Annotated in this window: 25 protein-coding genes; 8 read left to right on the top strand and 17 right to left on the bottom strand. The window is 66.5% G+C overall.

The window, feature by feature from the left end; all coding sequences use genetic code 11:
- Positions 1 to 56: 56 nt before the first annotated feature.
- The 6 genes from RUH75_RS03100 to RUH75_RS03125 all read right to left on the bottom strand — a co-directional run bounded on the left by RUH75_RS03100 (position 57) and on the right by RUH75_RS03125 (position 7,554).
- The gene (locus RUH75_RS03100; RefSeq protein ID WP_313802091.1) at positions 57 to 1,064 is read right to left on the bottom strand and encodes a LacI family DNA-binding transcriptional regulator; all 1,008 of its coding nucleotides are present in this window, start codon (positions 1,062 to 1,064) and stop codon (positions 57 to 59) included.
- A 266-nt stretch (positions 1,065 to 1,330) separates the two neighbouring features.
- A complete protein-coding gene (locus RUH75_RS03105) occupies positions 1,331 to 2,623 on the bottom strand; it encodes a HAMP domain-containing sensor histidine kinase (protein ID WP_313802238.1) in 1,293 nt (430 codons plus the stop codon).
- Between the two features lie 79 nt (positions 2,624 to 2,702).
- On the bottom strand, positions 2,703 to 3,401 hold the full coding sequence (locus RUH75_RS03110; RefSeq protein ID WP_313802093.1) for a response regulator transcription factor: 699 nt from the start codon (positions 3,399 to 3,401) through the stop codon (positions 2,703 to 2,705).
- Entirely contained in the window at positions 3,398 to 3,814 is a 417-nt protein-coding gene (locus tag RUH75_RS03115) for a PDZ domain-containing protein (RefSeq protein ID WP_313802095.1), read from the bottom strand. Before RUH75_RS03115 ends, RUH75_RS03110 begins: the two co-directional genes overlap by 4 nt.
- Before the next feature lie 58 nt (positions 3,815 to 3,872).
- A complete protein-coding gene (locus RUH75_RS03120; protein WP_313802097.1) occupies positions 3,873 to 4,127 on the bottom strand; it encodes a hypothetical protein in 255 nt (84 codons plus the stop codon).
- Between the two features lie 97 nt (positions 4,128 to 4,224).
- The gene (locus tag RUH75_RS03125; RefSeq protein ID WP_313802099.1) at positions 4,225 to 7,554 is read right to left on the bottom strand and encodes a glycosyltransferase; all 3,330 of its coding nucleotides are present in this window, start codon (positions 7,552 to 7,554) and stop codon (positions 4,225 to 4,227) included.
- A 229-nt stretch (positions 7,555 to 7,783) separates the two neighbouring features.
- Between RUH75_RS03125 and RUH75_RS03130 the strand changes: the two genes are divergently transcribed.
- Complete coding sequence (locus tag RUH75_RS03130) at positions 7,784 to 7,948, top strand: hypothetical protein (RefSeq protein WP_313802101.1); 165 nt, start codon at positions 7,784 to 7,786, stop codon at positions 7,946 to 7,948.
- 72 nt (positions 7,949 to 8,020) lie between these two features.
- A complete protein-coding gene (locus RUH75_RS03135; RefSeq protein ID WP_313802103.1) occupies positions 8,021 to 8,614 on the top strand; it encodes a nitroreductase family protein in 594 nt (197 codons plus the stop codon).
- Positions 8,615 to 8,633: 19 nt separating this feature from the next.
- On the opposite strand, the gene RUH75_RS03140 is transcribed toward RUH75_RS03135, so the two are convergent.
- From RUH75_RS03140 to RUH75_RS03150, 3 genes are read right to left on the bottom strand one after another with little or no spacing between them, the layout of a single operon-like run.
- Positions 8,634 to 9,353, bottom strand: a complete 720-nt coding sequence (locus tag RUH75_RS03140; RefSeq protein ID WP_313802105.1) for an anti-sigma factor — start codon at positions 9,351 to 9,353, stop codon at positions 8,634 to 8,636.
- Entirely contained in the window at positions 9,346 to 9,918 is a 573-nt protein-coding gene (locus RUH75_RS03145) for a sigma-70 family RNA polymerase sigma factor (protein ID WP_313802106.1), read from the bottom strand. The genes RUH75_RS03140 and RUH75_RS03145 overlap by 8 nt, the downstream gene beginning before the upstream one ends.
- A 7-nt stretch (positions 9,919 to 9,925) precedes the next feature.
- Positions 9,926 to 11,167 carry a glycosyltransferase family 1 protein gene (locus tag RUH75_RS03150; RefSeq protein WP_313802108.1) on the bottom strand — a complete coding sequence of 414 codons (1,242 nt, stop codon included), beginning with the start codon at positions 11,165 to 11,167 and terminating at the stop codon, positions 9,926 to 9,928.
- Positions 11,168 to 11,244: 77 nt separating this feature from the next.
- On the opposite strand from RUH75_RS03150, the gene RUH75_RS03155 reads away from it, so the two are divergent.
- From RUH75_RS03155 to mprF, 4 genes are read left to right on the top strand one after another with little or no spacing between them, the layout of a single operon-like run.
- Positions 11,245 to 12,159, top strand: coding sequence for an AcvB/VirJ family lysyl-phosphatidylglycerol hydrolase (locus RUH75_RS03155; protein ID WP_313802110.1), 915 nt, complete (start codon positions 11,245 to 11,247; stop codon positions 12,157 to 12,159).
- A gap of 4 nt (positions 12,160 to 12,163) precedes the next feature.
- Positions 12,164 to 12,502: a DUF2147 domain-containing protein gene (locus RUH75_RS03160; RefSeq protein ID WP_313802112.1), complete on the top strand. Its 339-nt coding sequence runs from the start codon at positions 12,164 to 12,166 to the stop codon at positions 12,500 to 12,502.
- Positions 12,499 to 13,929, top strand: a complete 1,431-nt coding sequence (locus RUH75_RS03165; RefSeq protein WP_313802114.1) for an AcvB/VirJ family lysyl-phosphatidylglycerol hydrolase — start codon at positions 12,499 to 12,501, stop codon at positions 13,927 to 13,929. The genes RUH75_RS03160 and RUH75_RS03165 overlap by 4 nt, the downstream gene beginning before the upstream one ends.
- Complete coding sequence (gene mprF, locus RUH75_RS03170) at positions 13,926 to 16,718, top strand: bifunctional lysylphosphatidylglycerol flippase/synthetase MprF (protein WP_313802116.1); 2,793 nt, start codon at positions 13,926 to 13,928, stop codon at positions 16,716 to 16,718. The genes RUH75_RS03165 and mprF overlap by 4 nt, the downstream gene beginning before the upstream one ends.
- Before the next feature lie 57 nt (positions 16,719 to 16,775).
- Here the strand turns inward: mprF and RUH75_RS03175 are convergent, their stop codons facing one another.
- The 6 genes from RUH75_RS03175 to RUH75_RS03200 all read right to left on the bottom strand — a co-directional run bounded on the left by RUH75_RS03175 (position 16,776) and on the right by RUH75_RS03200 (position 20,779).
- Positions 16,776 to 16,958, bottom strand: coding sequence for a Trm112 family protein (locus tag RUH75_RS03175; protein WP_313802118.1), 183 nt, complete (start codon positions 16,956 to 16,958; stop codon positions 16,776 to 16,778).
- The gene (locus RUH75_RS03180; protein WP_313802120.1) at positions 16,955 to 17,563 is read right to left on the bottom strand and encodes an LON peptidase substrate-binding domain-containing protein; all 609 of its coding nucleotides are present in this window, start codon (positions 17,561 to 17,563) and stop codon (positions 16,955 to 16,957) included. The genes RUH75_RS03175 and RUH75_RS03180 overlap by 4 nt, the downstream gene beginning before the upstream one ends.
- 13 nt (positions 17,564 to 17,576) lie before the next feature.
- Complete coding sequence (locus RUH75_RS03185; RefSeq protein ID WP_313802122.1) at positions 17,577 to 18,488, bottom strand: tetratricopeptide repeat protein; 912 nt, start codon at positions 18,486 to 18,488, stop codon at positions 17,577 to 17,579.
- Positions 18,489 to 18,689: 201 nt separating this feature from the next.
- Complete coding sequence (locus RUH75_RS03190) at positions 18,690 to 19,103, bottom strand: DUF2141 domain-containing protein (protein ID WP_313802240.1); 414 nt, start codon at positions 19,101 to 19,103, stop codon at positions 18,690 to 18,692.
- A gap of 29 nt (positions 19,104 to 19,132) precedes the next feature.
- Entirely contained in the window at positions 19,133 to 19,858 is a 726-nt protein-coding gene (locus tag RUH75_RS03195; protein WP_313802124.1) for a sterol desaturase family protein, read from the bottom strand.
- A gap of 30 nt (positions 19,859 to 19,888) precedes the next feature.
- Positions 19,889 to 20,779 (bottom strand): prephenate dehydratase, encoded by an 891-nt coding sequence (locus RUH75_RS03200; protein ID WP_313802126.1) that lies wholly within the window; start codon positions 20,777 to 20,779, stop codon positions 19,889 to 19,891.
- Positions 20,780 to 20,967: 188 nt separating this feature from the next.
- Between RUH75_RS03200 and RUH75_RS03205 the strand changes: the two genes are divergently transcribed.
- Positions 20,968 to 21,585, top strand: coding sequence for a cytochrome c family protein (locus tag RUH75_RS03205; protein WP_313802127.1), 618 nt, complete (start codon positions 20,968 to 20,970; stop codon positions 21,583 to 21,585).
- A 76-nt stretch (positions 21,586 to 21,661) separates the two neighbouring features.
- Here the strand turns inward: RUH75_RS03205 and RUH75_RS03210 are convergent, their stop codons facing one another.
- Both RUH75_RS03210 and RUH75_RS03215 read right to left on the bottom strand, forming a co-directional pair.
- Positions 21,662 to 22,489 (bottom strand): kinase, encoded by an 828-nt coding sequence (locus RUH75_RS03210; RefSeq protein WP_313802128.1) that lies wholly within the window; start codon positions 22,487 to 22,489, stop codon positions 21,662 to 21,664.
- A 2-nt stretch (positions 22,490 to 22,491) separates the two neighbouring features.
- Entirely contained in the window at positions 22,492 to 23,808 is a 1,317-nt protein-coding gene (locus RUH75_RS03215; RefSeq protein WP_313802129.1) for a hemolysin family protein, read from the bottom strand.
- 152 nt (positions 23,809 to 23,960) lie between these two features.
- On the opposite strand from RUH75_RS03215, the gene RUH75_RS03220 reads away from it, so the two are divergent.
- Positions 23,961 to 24,641 carry an OmpA family protein gene (locus tag RUH75_RS03220; protein ID WP_313802130.1) on the top strand — a complete coding sequence of 227 codons (681 nt, stop codon included), beginning with the start codon at positions 23,961 to 23,963 and terminating at the stop codon, positions 24,639 to 24,641.
- Positions 24,642 to 24,669 lie beyond the last annotated feature (28 nt).

Below are 24,669 nucleotides of genomic sequence, written 5' to 3' on the forward strand. Positions count from 1 at the left end.
GCCAAAAAACCGAACAAACTTTATGTGGCGAACTTTAGATTCAGGTGACTAGCCATTCAGGCAGTGACCGCACCCTGAACCGGCGCGGGTCCGGAGCTGTCGCGCTGGATCAGTTTGAAGCTGAATTGCGGCATGTCGGTGGCGCCTCCCGCCAGCGCGTCGCTCACGGCGGCGCCCATCGCTTCCAGCGGTTGGCTGACGGTGGTGAGCGGCGGCCAGGCGGTGAGTCCGGCGGGCGTGTCGTCGAAGCCGACCACGGACAGATGCTCCGGTACGCGCAGCTTCAGGCGGTGGGCGACGGTCAGTGTGCCGAGCGCCATGTCGTCATTGGTGGCGAAGATCGCGGTCGGCCGCCGGGCCTGGGTCAGCAATCGCCCGCCCGCCGCTATCCCTGACTCGAAATCGAACGCGCCCTCCACGAACAGCGAGTCTTCGAGCGGCAGATTCGCGGCCGCCAGACCGTCGCGAAAGCCCGCGACGCGCTGCACGGCGGCCTTGTGGCTGGCCGGTGGCGTGATGACGGCGATGCGGCGATGTCCCAAGCCGATCAGATGATCCGCGACCATCCGTCCGGCTGCGCGTTCAGGGGTCGGGATGTTGAAGCTCTCCGCCATCACCGATCCGGCGATGCGGGCGCAGGGCAGTTTCAGTTCGGACAGGCGCTGGAGCAATTGCGCATCATCGGACAGCGGCGGCACCAGGAAGACGCCGTCAGGCCGCAGCGTGGCAACCAGCCGGTCGAGTATCTCCAGCCGTTCTTCCCCCGCCAGCGGCATCGGTTCGACCACCAGATGATAGCCCAGGTCCCGGCATCGGCTCGCCGCGCCCGACTGGATGCCGCTATTATAGGAGAAAGCGGGGTTGTTGTAGAGGAAGGCGATCATGAAGGATCGCCCACCGGCCAGCCGCCGCGCCGACTGGTTGGGGCGATAATCGAGCTGGCGGATCGCCGCCGTCACACGCTCGCGCAGTTCATCGCTGACATTGGGCGCCCGGTTGACCACGCGCGACACGGTCTTGATCGATACGCGGGCGAGGGCGGCGACGTCGTGAATGCTGGGCATCAGGCGCGGCAAAGGGAGAAAGCAGGGGTCATGGGTGGTACTTGCCACGGACGATTGCGGGAGGGAACAACGTTTACCCGCATGATTATCTCGCCGGTTCCTCGCATCCCGCGATCAACGCACGAAATCCCTCTTGATCGATCCGCCGTACCGCGCTAGGGATTTAGGACAACGTTGTCATACTCTCCAAGCAAGGCAACGGCTGGCATCCCGGGCGGCGGTCGGATGAACTGCACGCATCAGGCTCCCGCCCGGGATGCTTCTCTTCAGGGCCTTCGCAGCATCAGCAGGACCCGCAGGCCGGGGCCATTATCCGCCAGCGTCACCGCGCCATGATGCAGCCGCGCCACCGCTTCCACCAGGGACAGGCCAAGCCCCGATCCCGGCTTGCCGCGCGCCGGGTCGAGCCGGCCGAAGCGCCGGAGCGCGGCGGCGTGGCGCTCGGCGGGAATGCCGGGGCCGTTGTCGGCCACGCCGATCAGCAGATGCTCCTCCTCCAGCGTGGCGCTGAGCGTGATGAGGTCGCCGCCATCCGCATAATAAAGCGCATTTTCGATCAGATTGGCGAGCGATTGGCTCACCAGTTCGCGGTGGAGCGGGAAGACCAGCGATTCGGGCGCTTCCATGTCGAGGGCAAAGCCGCTGTCTTCGACCAGTGGGCCATAGACCTCTACCACGTCGCGCAGCAGGTCGCCAATGTCGGTGTCGTGCAGCAGGTCGCTGCCGAAGCCCGCCTCGGTCCGGCTGATCAGCAAGGCGGTGGTCAGCATGGAACGCAGTGTCTGCGCTTCCTGATGCACTTTTTCCAGCGCATCGAGCGCGTCGTCGTCGCGCGTCTGGGCGCTGGCCTGCTCGACGACCGAAATCAGGCGCGTCACCGGGGATTTCAGGTCATGGGCGAGGCCGTCGGTCATCATCCGCAACTGCGTCACCAGCGCGTCGATCCGCTCCAGCATCGCATTGATCGATGCCCCAAGCCGGTCGAAGGCATCGCCGCTGCCGTCTGTCGGCACCCGCCGGTCGAGCGCGCCGACCGCGACATCATTGGCCGTCTGGGCGATGTCCGACACCTGCCGCGCCAATATACGGCCCAGCATGATGGCGATGCCCAGCGCCAATACCAGGCTGATGATGAAGGCGACACTCAACGCCTCCTCATAGATTCGCGCCAGTTGCAGGCTGTTGGAAATGACCATGCCCGTCAGCAGCTGGCCGCCGCCTTTCAGCCTGACCGGAATGACGCCGATCGGTTCCGGGTCGTCCCGGCCGACGCGGTAAAGCGACATGATCTGCCAGCGCCCGTCGGCGGAAAGCCCGGCGGGCCAGGCGCCCAGATTGCCGCTGATCGGGCGTCCTGCCGCATCGGCGAGCAGCAGCACGGCGCGTTCGCCCTCGACGCTGCGGAAGCGTCGGGCGATCTCGGTTCGCAGCGCGCCCGCGCCGCCGCTTCGATGGATCGCCAGAAGATCGTCGCGCGCATCCTCGACCGCCTGTTGGTCGGCGGCGACGACGGTGCGCTGGCTTGCCTGCTGGACGAACAGCAGCACGCCGCCCGTCACGAGAAACTGGCAGAGAAAGGCAAGGCCGACGAACCGTCCGATGGTCGAGCGGGCAAAGCCGAACCGGCGGCGAAATCCGTCAGTTCTCCGGGCCAAGCCGATACCCCATGCCGCGCACCGTATGCAGAAGCGGCCGGGAGCCGGCCCCGTCCCCGCCTTCATCGAGCTTGCGGCGCAGGCGGCTGACATGGACGTCGATGACATTGGTGCCGGGGTCGAAATGATAATCCCACACCCCCTCAAGCAGCATGGTGCGTGTCACAACCTGATCGGGATGGCGCAGGAAGAATTCCAGCAGGCGGAATTCGCGCGGTTGCAGGTCGATGGTTCGCGGTCCCCGCTTCACCCGGCGGGAGAGCAGGTCCATCTCCAGATCCTCATGGCGCAGATGGGTGACGACCGCGCTGCCGCTGCCGCCCCGGCGCAGCAGGAGCTGCACGCGGGCGAGCAGTTCGGCAAAGGCGAAGGGTTTCACCAGATAATCGTCGGCGCCGTTGGTCAGGCCCTCCACCCGGTCCTCCGGGGTGCCCAGGGCGGACAGGATGATGACCGGCGTTTCGATTCCCGCCGCGCGCAGGGCCCTGAGCATCGCCATGCCGTCCATGGCAGGCATCATCCGGTCCAGAATGATCGCGCCATAGCTGCCGTCGCTCGCCAGGAACAGGCCGTCGCGGCCATTGTCCGCCTGATCGACGGTGAAGCCGGCCTCGCCCATGCCCTTGGCGACATAGGCAGCCGTGGCCGCATCGTCTTCCACCACCAATATCTTGTGGCTCATTGTCCCCTTTCCGGCCGGTCGAGCATCACCACGCGCGTCTGATCCGCATGTTTCAGCCCCAGCGCAATTTTCGGCTGGGGATGGTGTAACAGATAGCTGCTGGCCTGATCCAGCGAGCTTATCGGCGTGCCGTTCAGGCTGACGACGCCGTCGCCGACGCTGATGCCCAACCGCGCGGCCTGACCGTCGGTTTCCATGCTGGTGACGATGACGCCCGGATTGCCGCCGGGCAGGTTGCTGTCGGTGAGCGTGATGCCGGGCAGTGCCCGGGCCTTGGCCGCGGCGGCTTCGAAATGGCCGTCCGTGGCCCGGCGAAGATGCAGGAAGAAGGCGCTGCTCATCACCAGCGCGCACAGGGCAAGCGCGGCGAGCAGCAGCCCGGTTGCGTTCCTGTCGATCGAGCGCTTGGCCATTCGCCTCACTCTCCCGCGCCGGGGAAGGACGCTGGGAGCGCATCCTTCCCCGGAAGGATCAGGATGATTTCGCCTTCATGCCATGGTTGGCGGCATGGGCCATGTGACGGTGCGCATGGCGCGCCGCCAGCTTGCGATGATGCGCGGGACGCGACGCGGCATGGCGCGCGGCACCGTGCGACGGGCTCATGCATTCGTCGGTCACGCTTTTGGAACAGGGCGGGTAGGATTTGGGCGGGCTGGATTGAGGCGGCTGGGCCATGGCCGCGGTGGCGAGCCCCAGAGCGACGAGAGGGAAGACCAGGATTTTCATGGATCATCTCCTTCACTTGCCGGCGGCGCGAGGTCTGACTTTCTGCCGCCGGGCGAAAGATGATCCGCATGGGGGGCCAAGTCATGTTAAGCTTTGTTCATGCCCCGGACGGAATGGGCGCGACGGCGACCCGCCCCGTCCGCTCCAGCTTGCCCCAGCCCACGACCCAGCCGCCGATGGCCGATGCGATGGCCCGCACCACCACCCAATACATGACCTGGCGATAGACGAAGCGCTGCGCCACCAGCAAATGCGGCGGATAGCGCACGTCGCGATTGTCCAGGCGGTAGGCTGCCCAGCCGCAGGCGATGTCGATGGCGGTGAAGACCAGCCAGTAAATTCCCATCATCCACACGTCATGGCTGGTCTGCGCCCAGCCATGCTGGCGGACCCGGATGGCGGTGCCGATGATCGAGGTGACGAGCGCCAGGTCGATCAGCGGGGAAATCGCCGCGAACAGGATCTGGAACAGCCAGGCCTGCGGCATGCCGACCAGGGCCAGCCCGGTGGGCCGCCGGCTGCGCAATATGCCGCCATGCTTCCACAGGCATTGCAGCGTGCCGAACGCCCAGCGATAACGCTGCTTGGCGAGCGCCTTGAAGCTTTCGGGCGCCTCGGTCCAGGCGACGGCTTCGGGATCGTAAGTGACGCGCCAGCCCGCGCGCTGGATCGCGATGGTCAGATCCTGATCCTCCGCCAGAGTGTCTTCGGGATAGCCGCCCACCGCGTCCAGCGCGGCCCGCCGCCAGGCGCCGACCGCGCCCGGCACCACCGTCATGGCGTCGAACCCGGCCAGTGCGCGGCGTTCCAGATTCTGCGCGGTGATATATTCGACCGCCTGCCAGCGGGTGACGAGGTTCACGCGATTGCCCACCCGCGCGTCGCCCGCGACCGCGCCGACGGCCGGGTCAGCGAACCAGCGGGCGAGGCGGCGGATCGTCTGCGGCTCGAACTGGGTGTCGGCGTCCAGCGCGATGATGATCTCGCCCTCCGCCTGCGCCAGCGCCCGATTGAGAGCCGAAGCCTTGCCGCCATTCCGCAGCGTCAGCAGCATCACGCGCGGATCGTCGGCAAAGGCCTGCGCGACGATGGCGCTGGTCGCGTCCTTCGACCCGTCGTCGGCGACGATCAGTTGCAGGCCCGGATAGTCGCTGGCCAGCACGCGACGGATCGAGGATTCGATGACGCGGGCTTCATTATAGGCGGGGATGATGACCGATACCGTCGGCTGGTGTTCCGGCGGCATGGGGCGCCGCCGGCCCGCCTGGAACCAGGCGAGCAGCGTCATCAGTACGGCGCGGGCCAGCCCCAGCGAGATCGCGACATAGAAGATCCAGCCGAGCAGGGCCGAGAGCGCCGCCAGCACGATGAACACGGCGACATCGACGCGCACCGCCAGCAGGTCGCCGGCCTTGACCGGCGGCATGGCGGCCCGGGTGGGAAGCCCGGCGAGCTGCGACACCGGAACGAAGCGATAGCCCTCCGCCCGGAGCCGCGCGATGATGCGGGGCAGCGCCTCGACCGTCTGCGACCGCTCGCCGCCGCCATCATGCAGCAATATGACGTTTTCCGACCGGTCGGCATCGGCGGAGTGGACCTGATCCACCACCTGCCGCACGATCGCATCGGCGCCGGGGCGCTGCCAGTCATTGGGGTCGACGTGCAGGCCGACGACCGTATAGCCCAGCTTCTGCGCCGCCAGCGCCGGTTCCAGTTCGTCCGCCGTCGTCGGCTCGGCATCCCCGAAATAGGGCGCGCGGAACAGCCGCATGCTGTGTCCCGTATAGGCCTGCACCAGCCGCTGGGTGGCGTTGAGCTGAAGGCGCGTCGGCTCGTCGCCCCAGGTGGCGAGGTTGGGATGGTCATAAGTGTGGTTGCCGATCTCATCCCCGTCCGCGACGATCCGTTGCAGCAAGCCCGGATGTTCCAGAGCGTTTTCCCCGATCACGAAGAAGGTCGCGGGCGTATGTGTCTGCTCCAGCACCTTCAGGATTTTGGGCGTCCAGTCCGGGTCCGGCCCGTCGTCAAAGGTCAGCGCCAGCATTTTCGGGTCCTGCCCGCCGGCGCGCTGTACCTGATAGGGGGTGGGGAGGGTGGCGTAGCGTTCATGCTCGATCGTTCCCTGCGGCCCGAAGCCGATGGCGCGGCGCCCTTCCGTCGGGGTGGCGGTGATGCGCAATATCTCGCCCGTCCCTTCGACGTCCGTGTTGAGCGTGCTGGCGATGGTGGACAGATTGGGGCGGCCGCCATTGCGCCAGGCGGTCAGGTCCGCCCAAATGCCGGGGTCCTCGCTGCCCAGCCGCCACAGCGCAACGCTCTGAATGCCCAGCCGCTTCAGGATCAGCAATTCGTTCCAGCTGGCCGCGGCATCCAGCATCCAGATCTGGTGGCGCTGTCCCGCCTCGTCATAGGCGAAGCCCGCATTGCCGCTGGCGGCGTCGTAGAGCGGGCGCGCATCGCTGTCATGCGCGGCAAGCCAGGCCTCGTCCAGCGACAGCGCCTCCGCGCTCATGCCCTTGGTCGGACCATGCCAGTCATAGGCATAACTGCCCAACGCGACGATGATATGATTGGCGCCGATCTCGCGCAGCGCGGTTTCGGCCTGCCGCGCGAACCAGCCCTGCGCGGCGATGGGCCCCGGCTGGCCGCCCTGCCAATGCTGGTCATAATCCATCAGGATCACGCGATCCGTGATGGCTGCGAAGCGGGCGAGCGGCCAGTCCTCCTCGCCCGCGGGCACGGTCAGCGCGACCTTGGCGCCATGGGGCAGGGCGGCGCGCAGCATGTGGAGGAAACGCAGATAGGCGGGCATGGCGCTGCCGGGCAACGATTCGAAGTCCATGACCAGCCCTGCCTCGTGGCGTCGGACGACATAGGCGCCGAGCTGGCGTGCCAGTGCCTGCGAAGCGGCGGGATCGCGCAGCAGCCGCGCCGCGCCCGCGCCATCCCAGCTGTCCTGCCCCAGATTTTGCACCATCGGCAGCACCTTGGGCGGACGGGGCATGGCGGCGATCATGCGGTCGAATACGGGATCGGCGGCGAAGCGGAGCGGCTTGCCGGAGCCGGGCACGTTGACGAGCGCCGGGACCACCCAGTCCAGTTGCCCCACATGGCGGCGAAGCGAGGCGATGCTGCTTTCATCGCCCGGCAGGTAGAAGCCGACATTGAGCGGCCTGGCCCGGATATGGGCCTTGCCCCAATGCGGCAGCCATTTCGCGATGTCGCGGCGCAGGGTGGAGATGCCCGACAGGCGCGCGGCATGGGGTTGGGGCAGGGGGAGGGCCAGATCGCGTTCGGAAGGCACGGCGACCAGCGTGGTGGCGAAGGCGATGGCGGCGAGCAGGATCGACAACAATCCGCCCGCCAGCAGGCGCCGCGCCCAAAGGCCCCTGCGGCCGGTGGGATCGAAGAAAATCGGTCTGCTCATGATGTCGCGCGCTGCCCTGTTTGAGGGCCTGGCTGTACGCAACCTGCCTTGCCGGGCCGATGGGCCGTTCATGAAATATTGGTCATGATCGATGCTCGGCGAGAAGCGGGCGGCATGGACCACGCCACGCCCGATCAAGCTTTTCTAACCAACCGACGAGCAAAGCTTGAAAGACAAATCTCTACTTGCAAACTAGATAAGCCGTCTCGATTCGGCAGGGAGAGGATATATGGAATGGCGCTCGACGATCGGCCGGCATTGGGGCCGCTGGAGCGATGCCATGAAGCGCGAACTGCTGCGCGATCCGGATCGGGTCCTGATCGATCGCGGGCCTGACGCGCCGGCGCAGTCCAGGGACAGGCCAGCGGTCGAGCCATCGCTCGATCTGCGATGAAGATGCGGGAGGGACTTGTCGTTCCCGACCCCGCTCCCGATATCGCGATCGCTTCTTTACACTGGAGATATCATGTCAGCAGCTGCCCGTCCGGTGACACGTGCCGTCGAACCGCTTTTCCTTGACCGCTGGTCGCCACGCGCCTTCGATACCTCGTCGATCCCGCAAGAGGATCTGGACACCATTTTCGACGCCGCCCGCTGGGCGCCATCGGCCTTCAACTATCAGCCCTGGCGTTTCCTCTATGCGGCCCGCGACAGTGCCGACTGGACCCGCTTTCTGGGCGTGCTGCTGCCCTTCAACCAGAGCTGGGTGCAGAATGCATCGGCGCTGGTCTTCATCCTGTCCGACACGCTGATCGCGGCGCCCGGATCGGAAGATTTCAAGCCGTCGCACAGTCATAGTTTCGATGCGGGCGCGGCCTGGGCGCTGCTGGCGTTGCAAGCGACGCGGCTTGGCTATCACAGCCATGCCATGACGGGCGTCGAGTTCGACAAGGCGCGGGCGGAACTGGGCGTTCCGGAACGTTTCCGCATCGAAGCCGCCGTGGCGATCGGCCGCATTGCCGACAAGGCGATCCTGCCCGAGGCGCTCCAGGCGCGCGAGGCGCCGAGCGGCCGCAAGGACATCGCGGAATTCGCCACCGCCGGCAATTTCGCGGGATAAGCCGGGGGCCTCCCGTCCTTCAGATGCGCGCCAGCGCCTCGGCGGTGGCGTCCATCATTCTCGGCTCCTGATCGCCGGTCAGGGCATAGGACATGTCGCCGCGCCGCCAATAGGCGACGGACTGGTCGCCCTCCCGCACGGCATCGGGATGTTCGGGCGCGCCGGTCTTCTCGTGCACGGCGAAGATCGTCATCCTTTCGCCTTCGTCCGTGCGCACCGCCATCAAGAGCGCGGGGGCCTTGTCGGTCGGGAACAGCTGGACGTCCGTGACGTGCCAGTCGTCGGGCAGTTGCGGCATGGCGATGCGCGTATTGAGCGCGACTTCCCGCGCGTCGAAGCGAGGCGCCTCGATCTGCGACTGCATGTCCGCGCGCAGCATCGCGATCCGGTGCGAAGCCACCGCATAGCTGACATAGGCAGGCGGCCGTTCGATCCCCACGATCCAGATGGCGAGCGCGGCCGCCAATCCGCCGGACATCAGCCCCACTGGCATCAGGCGGCGCCAGCGGCTTTTCTGCGGCAAGGCCAGCCGGTCCGCCATGGCGGCCATGTCGCCGGGAACCGGCCGCCGGTCGTGAGCCAGCATGCGAAGCGCGCTGCGGATGCCGAGATCGCCCATGACCCGCGCGGCAAGATCGGGTTGGCGCGACAAATGGGTTTCAACGACGAAACGCCGCTCCACATCCAACTCGCCGTCAATATAGGCGTCAATTTCCAGATCCGTCGGACGATCAGTCATCGCTTCCTCCTATCAGCCGGAGGCCGCCGGTCCCCTGCTGCCCCTGTTCCCGCTCCCGCAAGGCGGCGCGCGCCCGTGCCAGCCGCGACATGACTGTGCCCACCGGCACGCCCAGAATGTCCGCCGCCTGTTGATAACTCAGCCCCTCGATCGCGGTCAGGTGCAGCACCGCGCGATGATGTTCGGGCAAGGCCGCGAATTCCCGCGCGATCTGGACCAGCCGGGCATGCTCCTCCTGCTCCGGTTCCAGCCGGTCGACCAGCGTTTCGGCAAAGCGGCTGTTGCGCCGCGCCTCCGACGCTTCGCGCCGCTTTGCGGAAAAGAAGACATTGTGGACGATCGCCAGCAGCCAGCGGCGGCGGCTGCGGTCGGGCTGGAACGTTTCCTGCCGCTCGATGGCGCGCAGCAGCGCATCCTGCACGACGTCGTCGGCATCCTGATCGTCGCGCGTCAGCGAACGGGCATAACGCCGCATCGCGGCCAGATCGTCCCTGATGCCGGGCCCGGCGACTGGTCCGGAGCTTTGCCCGGAAACGGGCGGGGGGATTGGGCTTTCGTCCACCATGGCGGTTTCATGCCGCCCGCGCGGCGGGCATGGCAAGCGGGACGTTCAGGACATGGGCATAGCTGCGCGCCACATCCTCCAGCACATCGTCCCAGGTGAAGCGGGCTGCCGCCTCGGCCGCCGCAGTGCCCAGCGCGGCGCGGCGATGGGGCTGGCGGAGGAGGCCCGCCACCGCCGTCGCATAGGCTCCGACCGCCCTTGGCGGCACCAGCAGGCCGGTACGCCCTTCGGCGATCAGGGCCGACGCGCTGGGCACATTGGCGGAGACGATGGCGAGGCCCGATGCCATCGCCTCCAGATTGACATTGCCGAACGCCTCGGTGACCGAGGGGTTGATGAGGATGTCGGCGCTGGCGACCGCGCGGCCCAGCGCCTCGCCAGACAGGTGCCCCATGAAGGTGGCGTTGGGCAGCCGCTCCGCCAGCCAGCCCCTGGCCGGACCGTCGCCGATGATCAGGGGGCGGATCGCCAGTCCCTGCGCGCGGATGGCGTTGATGGTTGCGGCAAAGATGCCAAGCCCCTTTTCCCGCACCAGCCGTCCGAAGAACAGCGGCACGACATCGTCCGTGGAGTAGCCGAGGCTGGCCCTGAAGTCCTGATCGCGCAGCGCCGGCCGGAAACAGGCGGGATCGATTCCCCGTCCCCAAATGGCGATGCGTTCCGGCCCGAAGCGTGCGCCCATCTCCCGCGCGATCGGCCGGGTGGGGCAGAGGATTCGGACGCAATCGCCATAGAAGCGGTCCAGATAGCGCTGCACCGGCATGCGCAGGAAGGAGAGGCGGTAATAATCGAGATAGGTTTCGAAGCGGGTGTGCAGGCTGGCGACCACGGGAATCCCGCGGGCGCGGGCATGTTTCTGTGCCTGACGGCCAAGCAGGTCGGGCGCCGAGAGATGGACGATGTCGGGCGCGAAATCCTCGAAATCCTGCTGGGTGGCTTGGGGAAAGCCGAGTGCGACCCGATATTCCGGGCGGCCGGGAATGCTGATCGAGCGGACGGAGCGTATGTCGCCGACCGAATCGAATGCCTTGCGCGGCGCGGTGGGGGAATAGATCCGCACCTCCGCGTGGACGCGATGCAGCAGATAGGCGACCAGCCGGTTGAGCGCCTGATTGGCGCCGTCGCGCACGCAATCATAATTGCCGGAAAACAGCGCGACCCGCAGCGGGCGGCGCAGCGCCGCCGTTAAGGCGGCATGGGACGCGGGCAGACGCGAGGCGGCAAGGCGAAGGTCGGCGGCATGGTTCATGCGCTCTATACGCGCGCCAGGGCGGCTCTATTCCCCCGGAGCTTGGCGTTCAGCGAAAAACCGTTAACGCTGGGGGGATGTTCTTGTCCGCACGCTCCAGAAGAGGCCGCGGGATCGGCCTGATCGTGGTGGTGGCCCTGTTGGCGGGGCTGGCCGCCTATGGCCGCTATCTTGGCTATCCCCATGGGCGGGTCTTCACCCTTGTTCCGGCCGCCGCGCCCCGGCGGGACGGGACCGTCGCGGTCTTCCTTTCCGGCGATCTGGGGTTCAATGCGGGGATGGGGCCGGTGATCGCCGGGCATATGGCGCAGGGCGGACTGCCGGTGCTGGGCGTCAATTCGCTGACGGCCTTCGCGCAAAGGCGGTCGCTGGAGGAAAGCGCCGCGCTGGTGGAGCAGGCGGCACGGCGCGCCCTGGCCCTGCCCGGCGCGCGCAGGCTAGTGCTGGTCGGGCAATCCTTCGGCGCCAACATGCTGCTGGCGGGGCTGGAGCGCCTGTCGCCATCGTTGCGGGGACGGGTGGTCATGGTCGCGCTGATCGTGCCTGCCGACAGCATGCTGTTCCGCGCGACGCCGGGCGGGGTGTTCGACTTCGGCAATGACGGCCCGGCCGCGCCCGCCGCCCATGCGCTCGACTGGGTTCCCGTGCTGTGCATCCACGGGCTGGAGGAAAGCGGCAGCCTCTGTCCCGGCTGGCGCCAGCGCAATGTTCGCGTCATTGGCTTGCCCGGTGGCCATTTCCTGCGCGATGATTCCGCGCGGGTGGCGGCGACCCTGCTCGGCGCCCTGCCCGTCGCGCCGCCGAACATTGCCAAAAATTCAGACAATGCAGAGCCTCCCGCAATCTGGACGGGCCTAGAAACAAGGATCGTTCCCGGAAAGGATGGATCATATGGCGAAGGGGAGGCACTGGGCAGGGTTGGGGGCGGCGATCGCGCTTCTGGCGTCGACAGCGTCTGGCTTCGCCGCGACCGTTCCGGCGTCGCCGCCTGAAGGATTGTGGCTGGGTCCGCATGATAATGTCGCCGTGCGCACCGGGGCCTGCGGCGACCGGCTGTGCGGCTGGATCGTCTGGGCCGACCGGGAAGCGCAGGCGGACGCGCGCGACGGCGGCACCCCTCGGCTGATCGGCACCGAATTGCTGGAAGATTACCGCGCGGAGGGCAAGGGCCAATGGCGCGGCACCATCTTCGTTCCCGACATGGGACGCCGGTTCAGTTCGCAGATCAGCCAGATTTCCGCAGGCCAGTTGCGGGTCAAGGGTTGCATATTGGGCGGCCTGATCTGCAAGTCGCAGCTCTGGACCCGGATCGAGCGGGTGCCGGGGCAATCATGATGCGGCCCGGACACGCCCGTTTCTGGCTGATTCCCGGCCTGCTGGCGGGGGCAGGTCTATTGTTGCCGGCCTTCAACGCGATGAACCCGGCCCGGGCGGCGGCCGACCCGGCTCCCGGCATTGCCGCCCGCACGGTCAGCGAAAGCGGCTACAAGCTGGCACCCGTGGGCAGGGTCGCCGTCTATCGCCCGCAAGGCCTGCCCAGCGGCGTCGTCCTCATGCTGTCCGGCCGGAACGGCTGGGATCGGCCCAGCGCCGATACCGCCCGCGCGCTGGCCATGGGCGGCGCGCTGGTGGCGGGCATCTCCACGCCCGATTTCCTCCAGTCGCTCCAGGCCTCCCGCCGCTGCGTCAATCCCAATTTCGGGATCATCGCGCTTGCCCGCGACCTGCAACATCGCTGGCGGCTGCCGATGTACGACAAGCCGATCCTCGTCGGGCGCGGGGAGGGCGCGGCGCTGGCCTATGCCACCCTCGCCTCCGGTCCCGACGGTGCCTACAAGGCGGTGATATCGGCGGATTTCGCGCCGGTGCTCGGCGGTGGACGGTCCTGGTGCCGGTCGGGCAGCCTGAAGCCCGCCGCCATCACTCGGCCCTATCGCGGCTTCGCCTTCGCGCCCAGCCGCCATCTGCCTTCGCCGTGGATCGTGCTGTCCGGCTCCCGGCGTCCCGCCCTGGTGCGCTTCGTCGGCCGCACCGGCAGCGGCAGGCTGGTCATCGCGTCGAAGGCGCAGAGGGACGAGGCTCTTCTCGGTCAGGTCCGACCCTTCCTCGCCGCGCCGCCGGTCAGCAGCGATGCCGCCTTGCCGACGGGACTACCGCTCAATATCGTCACCGATCCGGCGGCGCCCCAAACCGACATGATGGCGGTGATCTATTCGGGCGACGGTGGCTGGGTCGGGCTGGACAAGGATGTGGCGGGTCAGCTCGCCCATGCCGGCATATCGGTGGTGGGCGTCGACAGCCTGTCCTATTTCTGGAGCCAGCGCACGCCCCAGAGCGCCGCCCTTGACCTGAGCGCTATCATCCGCGGCTATTCGCGCCACTGGCGGCGGCCCCGCATCCTGCTGATCGGCTATAGTTTCGGCGCTGATGTGCTGCCTTATATCGTCGGTGGCCTGCCCCCGCCACAGCGCGCGCAGGTGCGGCGGCTCTCGTTGCTGGGCCTCAGCCCCCATGCCGATTTCCAGTTTCACATGAGCAGTTGGCTCAACCTGGATTCGAACCGCCAATATCCGACCATTCCCGCCATAGCGCGGCTGCGGGGACTGCCCATGCTCTGCGTGCGTGGAACATTGGAGAATGACAGCGCCTGTCCCTCTATTCCCCACGGGCTGGCGGAGATGGTGGTCGTGCCCGGCGGCCATCATTTCGACCGGAACGCGCCGCTCCTGGTGAATCATATGCTGAAAGGGTTGACGATATGATCCTGGCCGACCGGATCAGGGCCTGGAAGGGGCCGCTGACCGTTGCCGCCATGCTGGCGGTGGCGGCGCTGGGGCTCGCGGCGCTGCATGGCCTGCTGGCGGAGGTGCGGCTGAAGGACATTCGCCACGCCGTGCACATGATCGCCGGATGGCGGCTTGCAGCGGCTCTGGCGCTGACTGCGGCGAGCTATGTCGCGCTTACCTTCTACGACCATGTCGCGCTGCGGATCGTCGGGCGGCCGCTGCCATGGCGCACCGCCGCTCTGGCGTCCTTTTGCAGCTATACGCTCAGCCATAATCTGGGACTGTCGCTGTTGACCGGTGGGTCGGCGCGCTATCGCATCTATACCGCCGCCGGGCTGGAAGGGGGCGATATCGCGCGCGTCATCGCTTCGACCGGCCTGTCCTTCTGGGGCGGGGTGTTCGTATTGGCGGGCATGCTGATGCTGGTTCATCCCGCGGCCATCAGCGTCATGGGATTCGCGCTTGGCATGCCCTGGGAAAGACTGGGGCAAAGGCTGGCGGGCGGGGTAGTCATGGCGCTGACGTTGGCGGCGTTGTTCGCCCTGGGCCGCTCCGGCAGCGCGCCGCGCCTGTTCGGGTGGAGGTTGGCCCTGCCGAGCCGGGCGCAGGCGCTGGCGCAGATCGGCGTCGCCTGCATCGATCTGGCCGCAGCCAGCGCCGCGCTGTTCATTCTGGTGCCGGGAATTGCGCCCTCGCTTTATCCGACGCTGTTCCTGGCCTATGCGCTGGCGATCATCGTCACGCTGATCAGCCATGTGCCCGGCGGCCTTGGCATATTCGAGGCGGTGATCGTCGCGACCCTGCCGGATGTCGACAAGCCGGCTTTGTTGGCCGCCTTGATCGCCTATCGCCTGATCTATTATCTCCTCCCCCTGATGCTGGGCGTGATCGCCATAGCGCTGCATGAGGGCAATGGCTGGCGTCACCCCGTCAGCCGGGTGCTGGATGGGGCGCAGGCGGCGGCATCCGGCATGGCGCCGGTCATGCTGTCGCTGCTGGTGGCGGTCGGCGGCGTGATCCTGCTGATTTCGGGCGCGCTGCCCGCGATCCAGCATCGCATGCACATCGTCACCGGGACTCTGCCGCTGACCTTCGTGGAGGCGTCCCATTTCGCCGCGAGCGTCATCGGCACGCTGCTGATCCTGCTGGCTTCCGGTCTTTATCGCAGGTTGGACGCGGCTTTCTGGATGACGCGGGGCCTGCTGTTGGCGGGCGCTGTCTTCTCGCTGATCAAGGGGCTGGACTATGAGGAAGCGAGCGCGCTCCTCATCATCGCGGCGCTGTTGCAATGGACGCGCGGCGCCTTCTACCGCCGCACCAGCTTCACCGCCGAAGCGCTGACCCCGGCGTGGATCGCGACGCTGGCGGTGGCGGTCGGTCTTTCGATCTGGATCGGTTTCTTCGCCTATAAGCATGTCGATTATCAGAATGACATGTGGTGGCATTTCGGCCCGCACGCCAATGCCGCCCGCTTCCTGCGCGCCGGGCTGGCCAGCGCCGTGCTGGCGGTCGGCGCCGCATTCTGGCGCATGTTCCGCCCGGCGACGGCGCCGCGGCTGACCGACCGGCCGTCCTTCACCGCCAGCAGCGAGGCGCTGGCGCTGGCCGAGCGCACGGACGCTTTTCTGGCCACCACCGGGGACAAGCTGTTCCTGACGTCCGACACGGGCCGCGCCTTCGTCATGTATCAGGTGCAGGGCCATAGCTGGATCGTCATGGGCGATCCGGTGGGGGACCGGGCGGAATGGCCCGACCTGCTCTGGCAATTGCGGGAGATGGCGGACGCCGAGCAGGGCCGCCTGCTGCTCTATCAACTGAGCCTCGACGCCTTGCCGCTGGCGATCGACCTGGGCTTCGTCATCGTCAAATATGGCGAGGAGGCGCGTGTAGACCTGCATCATTTCACGCTGGAGGGGGCGGATGCCAAGCCGCTGCGCTATGCGGAGCGCCGCGCGGTGCGGGAAGGCGCGACCTTTGAGATCGTCCCGGCGGATGCCGTTCCGCTGCTGCTGGAGGAATTGGAGACGATTTCCGATGCATGGCTCATGGCCAAGGGGCATGGCGAAAAGGCATTCAGCGTCGGTCGTTTCGACCCCGCCTATATGGCCGCCTGCGACTGCGCCATCGTTCGTCAACATGGGCGCATCGTCGCCTTCGCGAATATCTGGGCGACCGCCAACCGTCGCGAATTGTCGGTCGACCTGATGCGCCATGTGGGCGACGCGCCCTATGGAACGATGGATTTCCTGTTCATCCGCCTGATGCTGTGGGGGCGGAGCCAAGGCTATGACTGGTTCACGCTTGGCCTTGCGCCCTTGTCGGGCATAGAGGCGCGGCGCCTGTCTCCGCTCTGGGCGAAGGCGGGCGCCTTCTTCTTCCGCCATGGCGAGAGCTTCTATGGCTTTGAAGGGCTGCGGGCTTATAAGGACAAATATGCGCCGCGATGGGAACCGCGCTTCATTGCCGGTCCGCGCGGCATTTCCATGTCCAGAGCGATGATCGATCTGCAAAAGCTGGTGGGTGGCGGTCCGGGCAGCGCAGCGACGAAGACGCGGCGGCGCAGGCCCACTGCTGTTCCTCCCTTCCAGGGAGGAAGGGAGGCGCAAATGTCGGCAATTGACCATTATCGGTCATTAAGCGTAACGTGCTCCTGCGAAGGCAGGAGCCCAGTTCGGATGTTGCCAGGACGAAGTGAGGGCGGGACTGGGTTCTCACGAGCCACTCGTCTCGTTCGAATGCCTGCGCAGGAACACGGCGCCTATTAAGGAATGCTCAGCTAAGCCGACCGTCCGCTCTCTATCCAATCCGGTCATTCACCGCGGCTATCCGCCTTCCACTGCCCGTGCCTCTCGCACCACCAGCACCGGCACGCCATCCCGCACCGGAAAGGCCAGCCCCGCCGTCTCGGAAACCAGTTCGCTTCGCTCCGCATCCCAATGCAGCGGCGTGCGCGTCACCGGGCACACCAGCTTGGCCAGCAATACAGGGTCAATCCCCGCGCTCATTGCATGGTCGTTCCATCGTCACGCTCGATCCGGCCCACGATCTGCATCAGCTGGATGATGCGATCGGCCCGTTCGCTCAGGCTGTCCGCCTCCAGCAAGATCTGCTTGGCCGCCGGATCGAAAGGCACGACCTGCGCGATCCCGTTGACCAGCGCCATGTCATCCAGCTGCGACACCGCCGTCCAGTCCACCACATAGCCCAGCGCATCGGCAAAGCGCCGCGACTCCTGCTCCAGCGACGCCCGTTCGATGGCGGACAGGAATTCATCCTCTTCCCGGATCGGTTCCACATCCGCCTCGATCTGACGAAAGGCAGTCGGCACGTCCAGTTCCCGGACCACCCGAAAGCGCGCCAGCCCTCTCAGGATGATATTATACCGTCCGCCCTCCAGCGCCTCGATCTGGGTGATATGGCCCAGGCATCCGACGTCGAACAACGCGGGCTTCACGCCCTCCTCGCGGGGTTGGATCATGCCGATGCGCCGGTCGCGCGCCATGGCGTCATGGATCATCGCCTGATAGCGCGGCTCGAAAATATGCAGCGGCAACTCCATGCCGGGCAGCAGCAGCGCGCCGGACAGGGGAAAGATCGAGACGCGCGCCATGACGCCCGCGCGATCAGGAAAAGAGGATCTGGGATAGCTTGCGCCGCTGCGCCGCAACCCAGGGGTCTTCCAGACCCGTCGCTTCGAACAGCTTCACCAATTGCGCGCGGGCCGCCCCATCGTTCCAGGTCCGGTCGCGCCGCACGCTTTCCAGCAGTTCCTCCGCCGCCTGGTCGCGATCGCCGTTAGCCATCAGGCCGTTGGCCAGTTCGAACCGCGCCTCATGATCGTCGGGATCGGCGGCGACCTTCGCCCTGATGGCGGAAAGATCGGCCACCGGCCTGGCATCGCGCGCAAGGGCGATGGCCGCGCGGGCTCGCTCCACCGCCTGATCCTTCGCCACATCGGTGGGCAGGGCCGCCAGAACGGCCTCCGCCTCATCCAGCTGCCCCAGCGCCACCAGCGCCCGCGCCTGACCCGAAGCGACCTCGGCATTGTCCGGCGCCGTCTCGGCAATCTGCCGGAACACGGACAAGGCCCGCGCGGCATCGCCGCTCGCCAGCACCTCCTCGCCCATGGCGATCAGCGGCGCGATTTCCTGCAATTGCGCCTTTTCGTCGGATTCGATGGGAAGCTGCGAGAGCAACTGGTCAAGATATTGCTTGAGCTGCCCCTCGGTGCGCGCCTGGCTGAGGTCCGCGACCGGCTGCCCCTGGAACACGGCATAGACGGTCGGGATCGACTGGACCCGGAACTGGGCGGCGATGAACTTGTCCTCATCGACGTTGATCTTGACCAGCTTCACGCCCTTGGCCGCATAGTCGGCGCAGACCTTCTCGATCACCGGCGTCAGCTGCTTGCAGGGGCCACACCATTCGGCCCAGAAATCGACGATCACGAGGCTGGTGCGCGACGGCTCCACCACATCGCGGCGGAACGCCTCCACCGATGCCTTGTCGGCCTCGCTCATGCCAAGGGTCGCCACTACATGATCTCCTGCTGCAAACGCGGTTACTCGCCGCCCTCATACAGCGCCTTATGTGGGGCGTCACCCCATAGGAACAAGGGAAATCAGAAGGCGAAGCCGCCGGCCCCTGCCATTCCCGCGACTGGAACGGTGGAACCGGACATCGCCCACCGGCCCCGGCGGATATTTTCGCGCCGCAGTCGTTCCGGCCGCATCATTTCAGAGGAAATATCTGACCTTTATGTCCTGCCGTACCGGGGCATCCGCCAGGGCGAACTGCGCTGAACGAAAGCTGGGCGCGCCGAAACGGATCGCCGGATTGCGGGAAAAGCCCACACCCTCGCGCGGAATGCCGGCAAAACTGTCCAGCTTCCCATTGCCATTCTCGTCATGAATGATGGCGATGGCATAGCGTCCCGGCGCCATCCGCCCGAGCGCGACCACGCCCGACGTCACCGGCACAGTGAAATGCAGCCCCTCGGGATCGTGGCGGCAATCGGGGAAATGGGCGGCCTGTCGGGTCACGCAGATCAGAAAATTGCCCTTGGCCGACCGCAAGCCCTGCACATCCATGCTGAGCGCCTGTCTCTTATCAGCCTGTCCCTGATCGGCCGGGGGAACTCCCGTCGCCATGGCCGACGCCAAAAACAGAAACCCAGCCCTCACGCCGCCTCCTTCAACCTGCCCAGGCCCCGATCCGTCCCGCACAATCGGTCCCAAAGGCGGAAATAAAGCCCATAATTGCAGGCAAAATCCTCATGATGCCGCTGATGATGGCTGGCCGTGATCAGCCAGCGCCCGGCCGGGCCCTCAACCAGCCATCGCGGAAACATCTCCCACCCCATATGATTGCTGACGCCCATGACGGTCATGATCGTCAGAACCGCGCCCAGCGCCGCCACATGGATCGGAATCAGAAACGCCAGCGCCGGAATGACGACCGCGCCGGTCAACGCCTCCCAGGGGTGGAAGCTCATCGCCGCCCAGGCCGTCGGCGGACGGCTGGCATGATGGACCGCATGGGCGATGCGGAACGGCCGGGGCCGATGCATGTAACGATGCGTCCAGTAGAACCAGGCATCATGCGCGGCGAGATAGAGCAGCACCGACAGCGGCAGATACCAGAGCGGAAAGGCGTGAAAATCCCTGTAAACCCGGGTCCAGCCCCGCGCCTGCCATCCCCAGGCGACCACGCCCGCCGGAATGCCATAGATCAGCGCCGACGCCAGCGACCAGCCGATCTCCGTGCGAATCTGGCGATCCAGCCCGGCATAGAGGCCCGGCTTGCGCCATCGCGTCGCCAGCGCAAAACCGCCGCTTGCCAGCAGATAACGCACGCCCACGATGATGCTCATGGCAAGAGCGGACAGGATGACGGCGGCGACCATGGGCGGACTATAGCAGCCCCCCGCCCTGCGTCACGTGCGGGGACGCGCCTGCCGATAGCTGCCGAGCATGCGGACCCATTTGGTGTGGAACTCCAGCTCCGCCAGCGCCCGATCGACCGCCGGATCGCCCGGCATCCCTTCGATATCGCAAAAAAATTCGGTTGCGGCAAAGCTGGCGCCCCGCTGGTAGCTTTCCAGCTTGGTCATGTTGACGCCGTTGGTCGCAAAGCCGCCCATCGCCTTGTAGAGCGCGGCGGGAATATTCTTCACCTCGAACAGGAAGGTGGTCATCACCGGCCCCACGTCCGCCGCCGGCATTTTCGGCTCGCGCGAAAGGACCAGGAAGCGCGTCATATTGTCGTCGCTATCCTCTATATTCTCCGCCACCAGCCGCAGGCCATAGATTTCCGCCGCCAGATAGGGCGCGATCGCTCCCTCGCCCGCCGCCTTCGTTTCCGCGACCAGCGCCGCCGCGCCCGCCGTGTCGGCATAGCTGACCGGCTGAATGCTCCGCTCGCGCAGATAATGGCGGCACTGACCCAATGCCTGCGGATGGCTGATCGCGCTTTTCACCGGCGCGGTGTCGGACGCCATCAGGCAATGGCGGATGCGCAGAAAATATTCGTCGATGATGTGCAGCCCGGATTCGGGCAGCAGGAAATGCATGTCCGCAACCCGCCCATGCAGGCTGTTCTCGATCGGAATGATCGCCCGCGCGGCATCGCCATTGCGCACGGCATCGATCGCATCCTCGAACGCGAAGCAGGGCAAGGGCTGGCATTCGGGCGAATATCCCAATGCGGCAAGGTGCGAATTGGCGCCGGGCGCGCCCTGGAAGGCGACGGCACGGGCCGGGTCGGCCGCAGCCTTCGCGGCCATTTCCGCGACGAGAACGCGAGCGGGGGCGGGGTAATTTTCCATGGTCGAAAAGCGCGCTTATTCACTCCATCGCACAGGCGCAAGCATCCTCTGGAAACGCAAAGCCATGAAAAGCGCGCACGAACCCTTTCAACCACGCTTGCACGTTCGCACTTGCGCCATTATGGCAGCGCGCTAGAGGGGACGCGAAAACAAGCGGCCAGAGTAGAAATCCAGGGGAATCCGAGCGAATGGGCGATCGTTTCAACACCGCTGCCGGTTGGGCTTTGTTCGCGGGCATCATCGCGCTGGGCGGTGCCATCGTCAGTTCGAAATTCTTTCATGAAGAGCGGCCCGAGAAAATGGGCTACGCGATCGAAGGCGTCGAGGCGGAAGGCGCGGGCGGTGCTGCCGCTGGTCCCGGCCTCAACACCCTGCTCGCCAGCGCGGATGTCGCGGCGGGCGAGAAGGTGTTCGCCAAGTGCGCGGCCTGCCACACCGTCAATCAGGGTGGCGCCAACGGCATCGGTCCCAATCTCTATGCCACGGTCGGTGAGGGAATCGGCCAGGGCAAGGGCGGCTTCGCCTTCTCCGAAGCGCTCAAGGGCAAGGGCGGCAACTGGACGTTCGAGAGTCTTGATCATTGGCTGACGAGCCCGCGTGAATTCGCGCCAGGCACCAAGATGACCTTCGCGGGCCTTGGCAATCCGGCCGATCGCGCGAATCTGATCGCCTGGCTCAATAAGCAGGGTTCGAACCTGCCACTGCCCGCCGCCGATGCCGCGCCTGCCGCCGCTGGCGACAATGCAGCCCCGGCCGAAGGCGCCAATGCGGCATCCAACGCCGCCGAAGCCCCCGCGGCCCACTAAGCATCCGACAGGCCGAACATCTAACGGCCTGAAAATCCTCCCCATGCGGTCATGGGGAGGATTTTTCATGTGGCACTCAGGTCGTCCTGTCCTGCGCGCCCATGATCCCTGTCACGCGCCGCGCCGCATCCAGCGCGATCACCATATCCGCCCGCCCCGGCATTTCATCCAGCATATGCCGGGTCAGCCGCTCAAAATGCTGGATGAAGCGCGCGACCTCGGCATCCGGCATGCCTGCCGCCGCGCCCGCCGCCTGACGCAGTTCCTGTTCCTGCTGCGTCCGCCAGCGCCGGACGACGCCAAATCCCGGCGCGGCCAGCATCACCAGCCTGTCCAGCCGCGCGAACAAGGCCTGATAATCCCCTGCCAGCGCATGGTTCACAAAGCCGCGCCAGATGCCCTGCGCATCCTCTTTCCGCTCCAGGGCATTGACCGGAACAGCGAGCGCCGCCGCGTCCTGCGGCTGCGCGCCCACGCACCATCCCTCCAGCAGCAGCAGCCTCGTCCCCGCCGCCGCGCGCGCCCAACGCGCCTCCGGCAGGCGATCGTCCATCGCCTTGCCGAAACGGGGCAGCGGAGCCGCCTCGCCCCGCTCCAGCGCCTCGATCACCCGCAAGCCCAGCGACACATCATGCGTCCCCGGCACCCCGCGCGTGCGCAACAAGGGGTGCACGGCGATAGCCAGCGCCTCCCGCTCCGCCCGCGTCAAATAGAGATCGTCGATCGAGAGAATCGCCACCGGAACCCCGGCGCGCTCCAGCCGCTGCCGCAATCCTTCAGCCAGGGTCGACTTGCCGCTGCCCTGCGCCCCGCAGAGGCCGACGACCAGCAACCGCTCGCCGCGCTCCGCCAAAGCCCGCCGCACCAGTCCATCGACCGCGTCCAGCGCATCGCCGCCCGGCATCCCTATCGCGCCGCGATCAGCAGCTTGTCGATCTTGCGTCCATCCATGTCGACAATCTCGAAACGCCAGCCCTGGTCGTCGATGAAATCGCCCACTTCGGGCAGCCGCTTGAGCAGCCACAGCGCATGGCCGGCAACCGTCGCATAGTCGCGGTCCTCCGGCAGGTCGATGCCGATCCGCTCTGCCAGCAGGTCGACCGGCATCTGGCCGGATACCAGCAGGCTGCCGTCCTCCCGCTCGACCAGATCGGGCTCATCCTCGCTGTCGAGATCGGATACGAAATGCCCCGCAATGGCGGACAGCAGATCGGCGGGCGTCGCAATGCCCTCGAAATGGCCATATTCGTCATGGACCATGACCATCGGCACCTCGGCACGGCGCAGCACTTCCAGCGCATCCATTGCGTCGACCTGATCGGGCACGACATCGACCCGGCGCATCAGCGCCTCCAGATTCAGCCCCTCGCCCCGGAACAGCGCGGTCATGATATCCCGCGCCTGCACGACGCCGATAATATCCTCCACCGTGCCCCGGCCCACCGGCAGCCGGGTGTGCGGCGTATCGAGCAGCTTGGCGCGAATCGCGTCCTCGTCCGCATGGATATCGATCCAGTCGACATCCATCCGCTGGGTCATCACCTCGCGCACCGGGCGATCGGCCAGACGCACCACGCCTGAAATAATGGCGCGCTCGCTTTCCTCGATCACGCCGGACCTGCTCGCCTCGGCCACGATCAGGTGCAATTCCTCCGCGGTGACATGGCTATCCGATTCGCGCGTCAGGCCCAGCAGGCGGAAGATCAGGGCGCTCGACCCGTCCAGCACCCAGACGATGGGCGCCGTGATCCTGGCCAGCCACAGCATCGGCCCCGCCACCAGGACGGCGATCGGCTCAGGCGCGCGCAGGGCGAACTGCTTGGGCACCAGTTCACCGATGATCAAAGAGGCATAGGTGGTCAGCCCGATCACCAGCGCGAAACCGACATGTTCCGCGGCATTGGGCGACAGGCCCAGCATTTCCAGCCGCTCCCCGGTCGGCCCGCCCAGACTGGCGCCCGAATAGGCGCCCGCGATAATGCCGATCAGGGTGATGCCGATCTGCACGGTGGACAGGAACTTGCCGGGATCGGCCGCCGCCGCCAGCGCCGACCGCGCGCCGCGCCGTCCCGCCTTTTCCATCGCCTGAAGCCGCGGCCTGCGGGCGGAGACGATCGCCAGCTCCGACATGGCGAAGACGCCGTTCAGCGCGACAAGCGCCAATATGATGACGAGGTCGACCCAGGGGAAGGGCGTCGGAGCGTGCGGGGGGATAGTGGCCATGGTGGTCAGCGGCCACCTATAACCTTGATTCTTACAATTTCACAACCATCCCATCATCCGCAGTTCAGTTCGCTCGTGGAACAAAGGCCTGACGTCGACCATTGGGACCACATCCGCTCCGTTGGGGCGCACGAGAAAGGGACATATCATCCATGCGGAATTTTCATCGCATCATCGGCGCGGCCAGCCTGGCCGCGATGCTGGCCACCACGGCCTGCACCACCGATCCCAACACCGGCAACCGCACCATCTCCAAGGCCGCGATCGGCGGCATCGGCGGCGCGCTGGGCGGCTATCTGCTGGGCGATCTGGTCGGTGGGCGGCATGACCGCACCGAAAAGATATTGGGCGCGGGCATCGGCGCGGTCGCGGGCGCGGGCATTGGCGCCTATATGGACGCGCAGGAACGCAAGCTGCGGGAGGAAACCGCGGGCAGCGGCGTAGACGTGATCCGCGACGGCGACAATCTGGTGCTGCGCATGCCCTCGGGCATTACCTTTGCCACCGACAGTTCCGCGGTCCAGCCGCAGTTCCAGCCGACGCTGAACGATGTCTCCTCGGTTCTGGCGCAATATCCCAAAACCTATATCGACGTGTACGGTCATACCGATAGCGACGGCACCGACACCTATAATCAGGCGCTGTCCGAACGGCGCGCCCAGGCGGTGGGCGATTATCTGACCGGCCACGGCGTCCAGTCGGCCCGCATAGCGACGCGCGGTTTTGGCGAAACCCAGCCGATCGCCTCCAACGCGACGGCGGAAGGCAAGGCCTCCAACCGCCGCGTCGAAATCAAGATCGCGCCGGTGACCGAACAGGACGTGCGGAGCTGAGAACGTTCCCAATCCTCCCCATCGATGA

It is taken from the genome of Sphingobium sp. (genome assembly GCF_032153725.1).
Classification (GTDB): domain Bacteria; phylum Pseudomonadota; class Alphaproteobacteria; order Sphingomonadales; family Sphingomonadaceae; genus Sphingobium.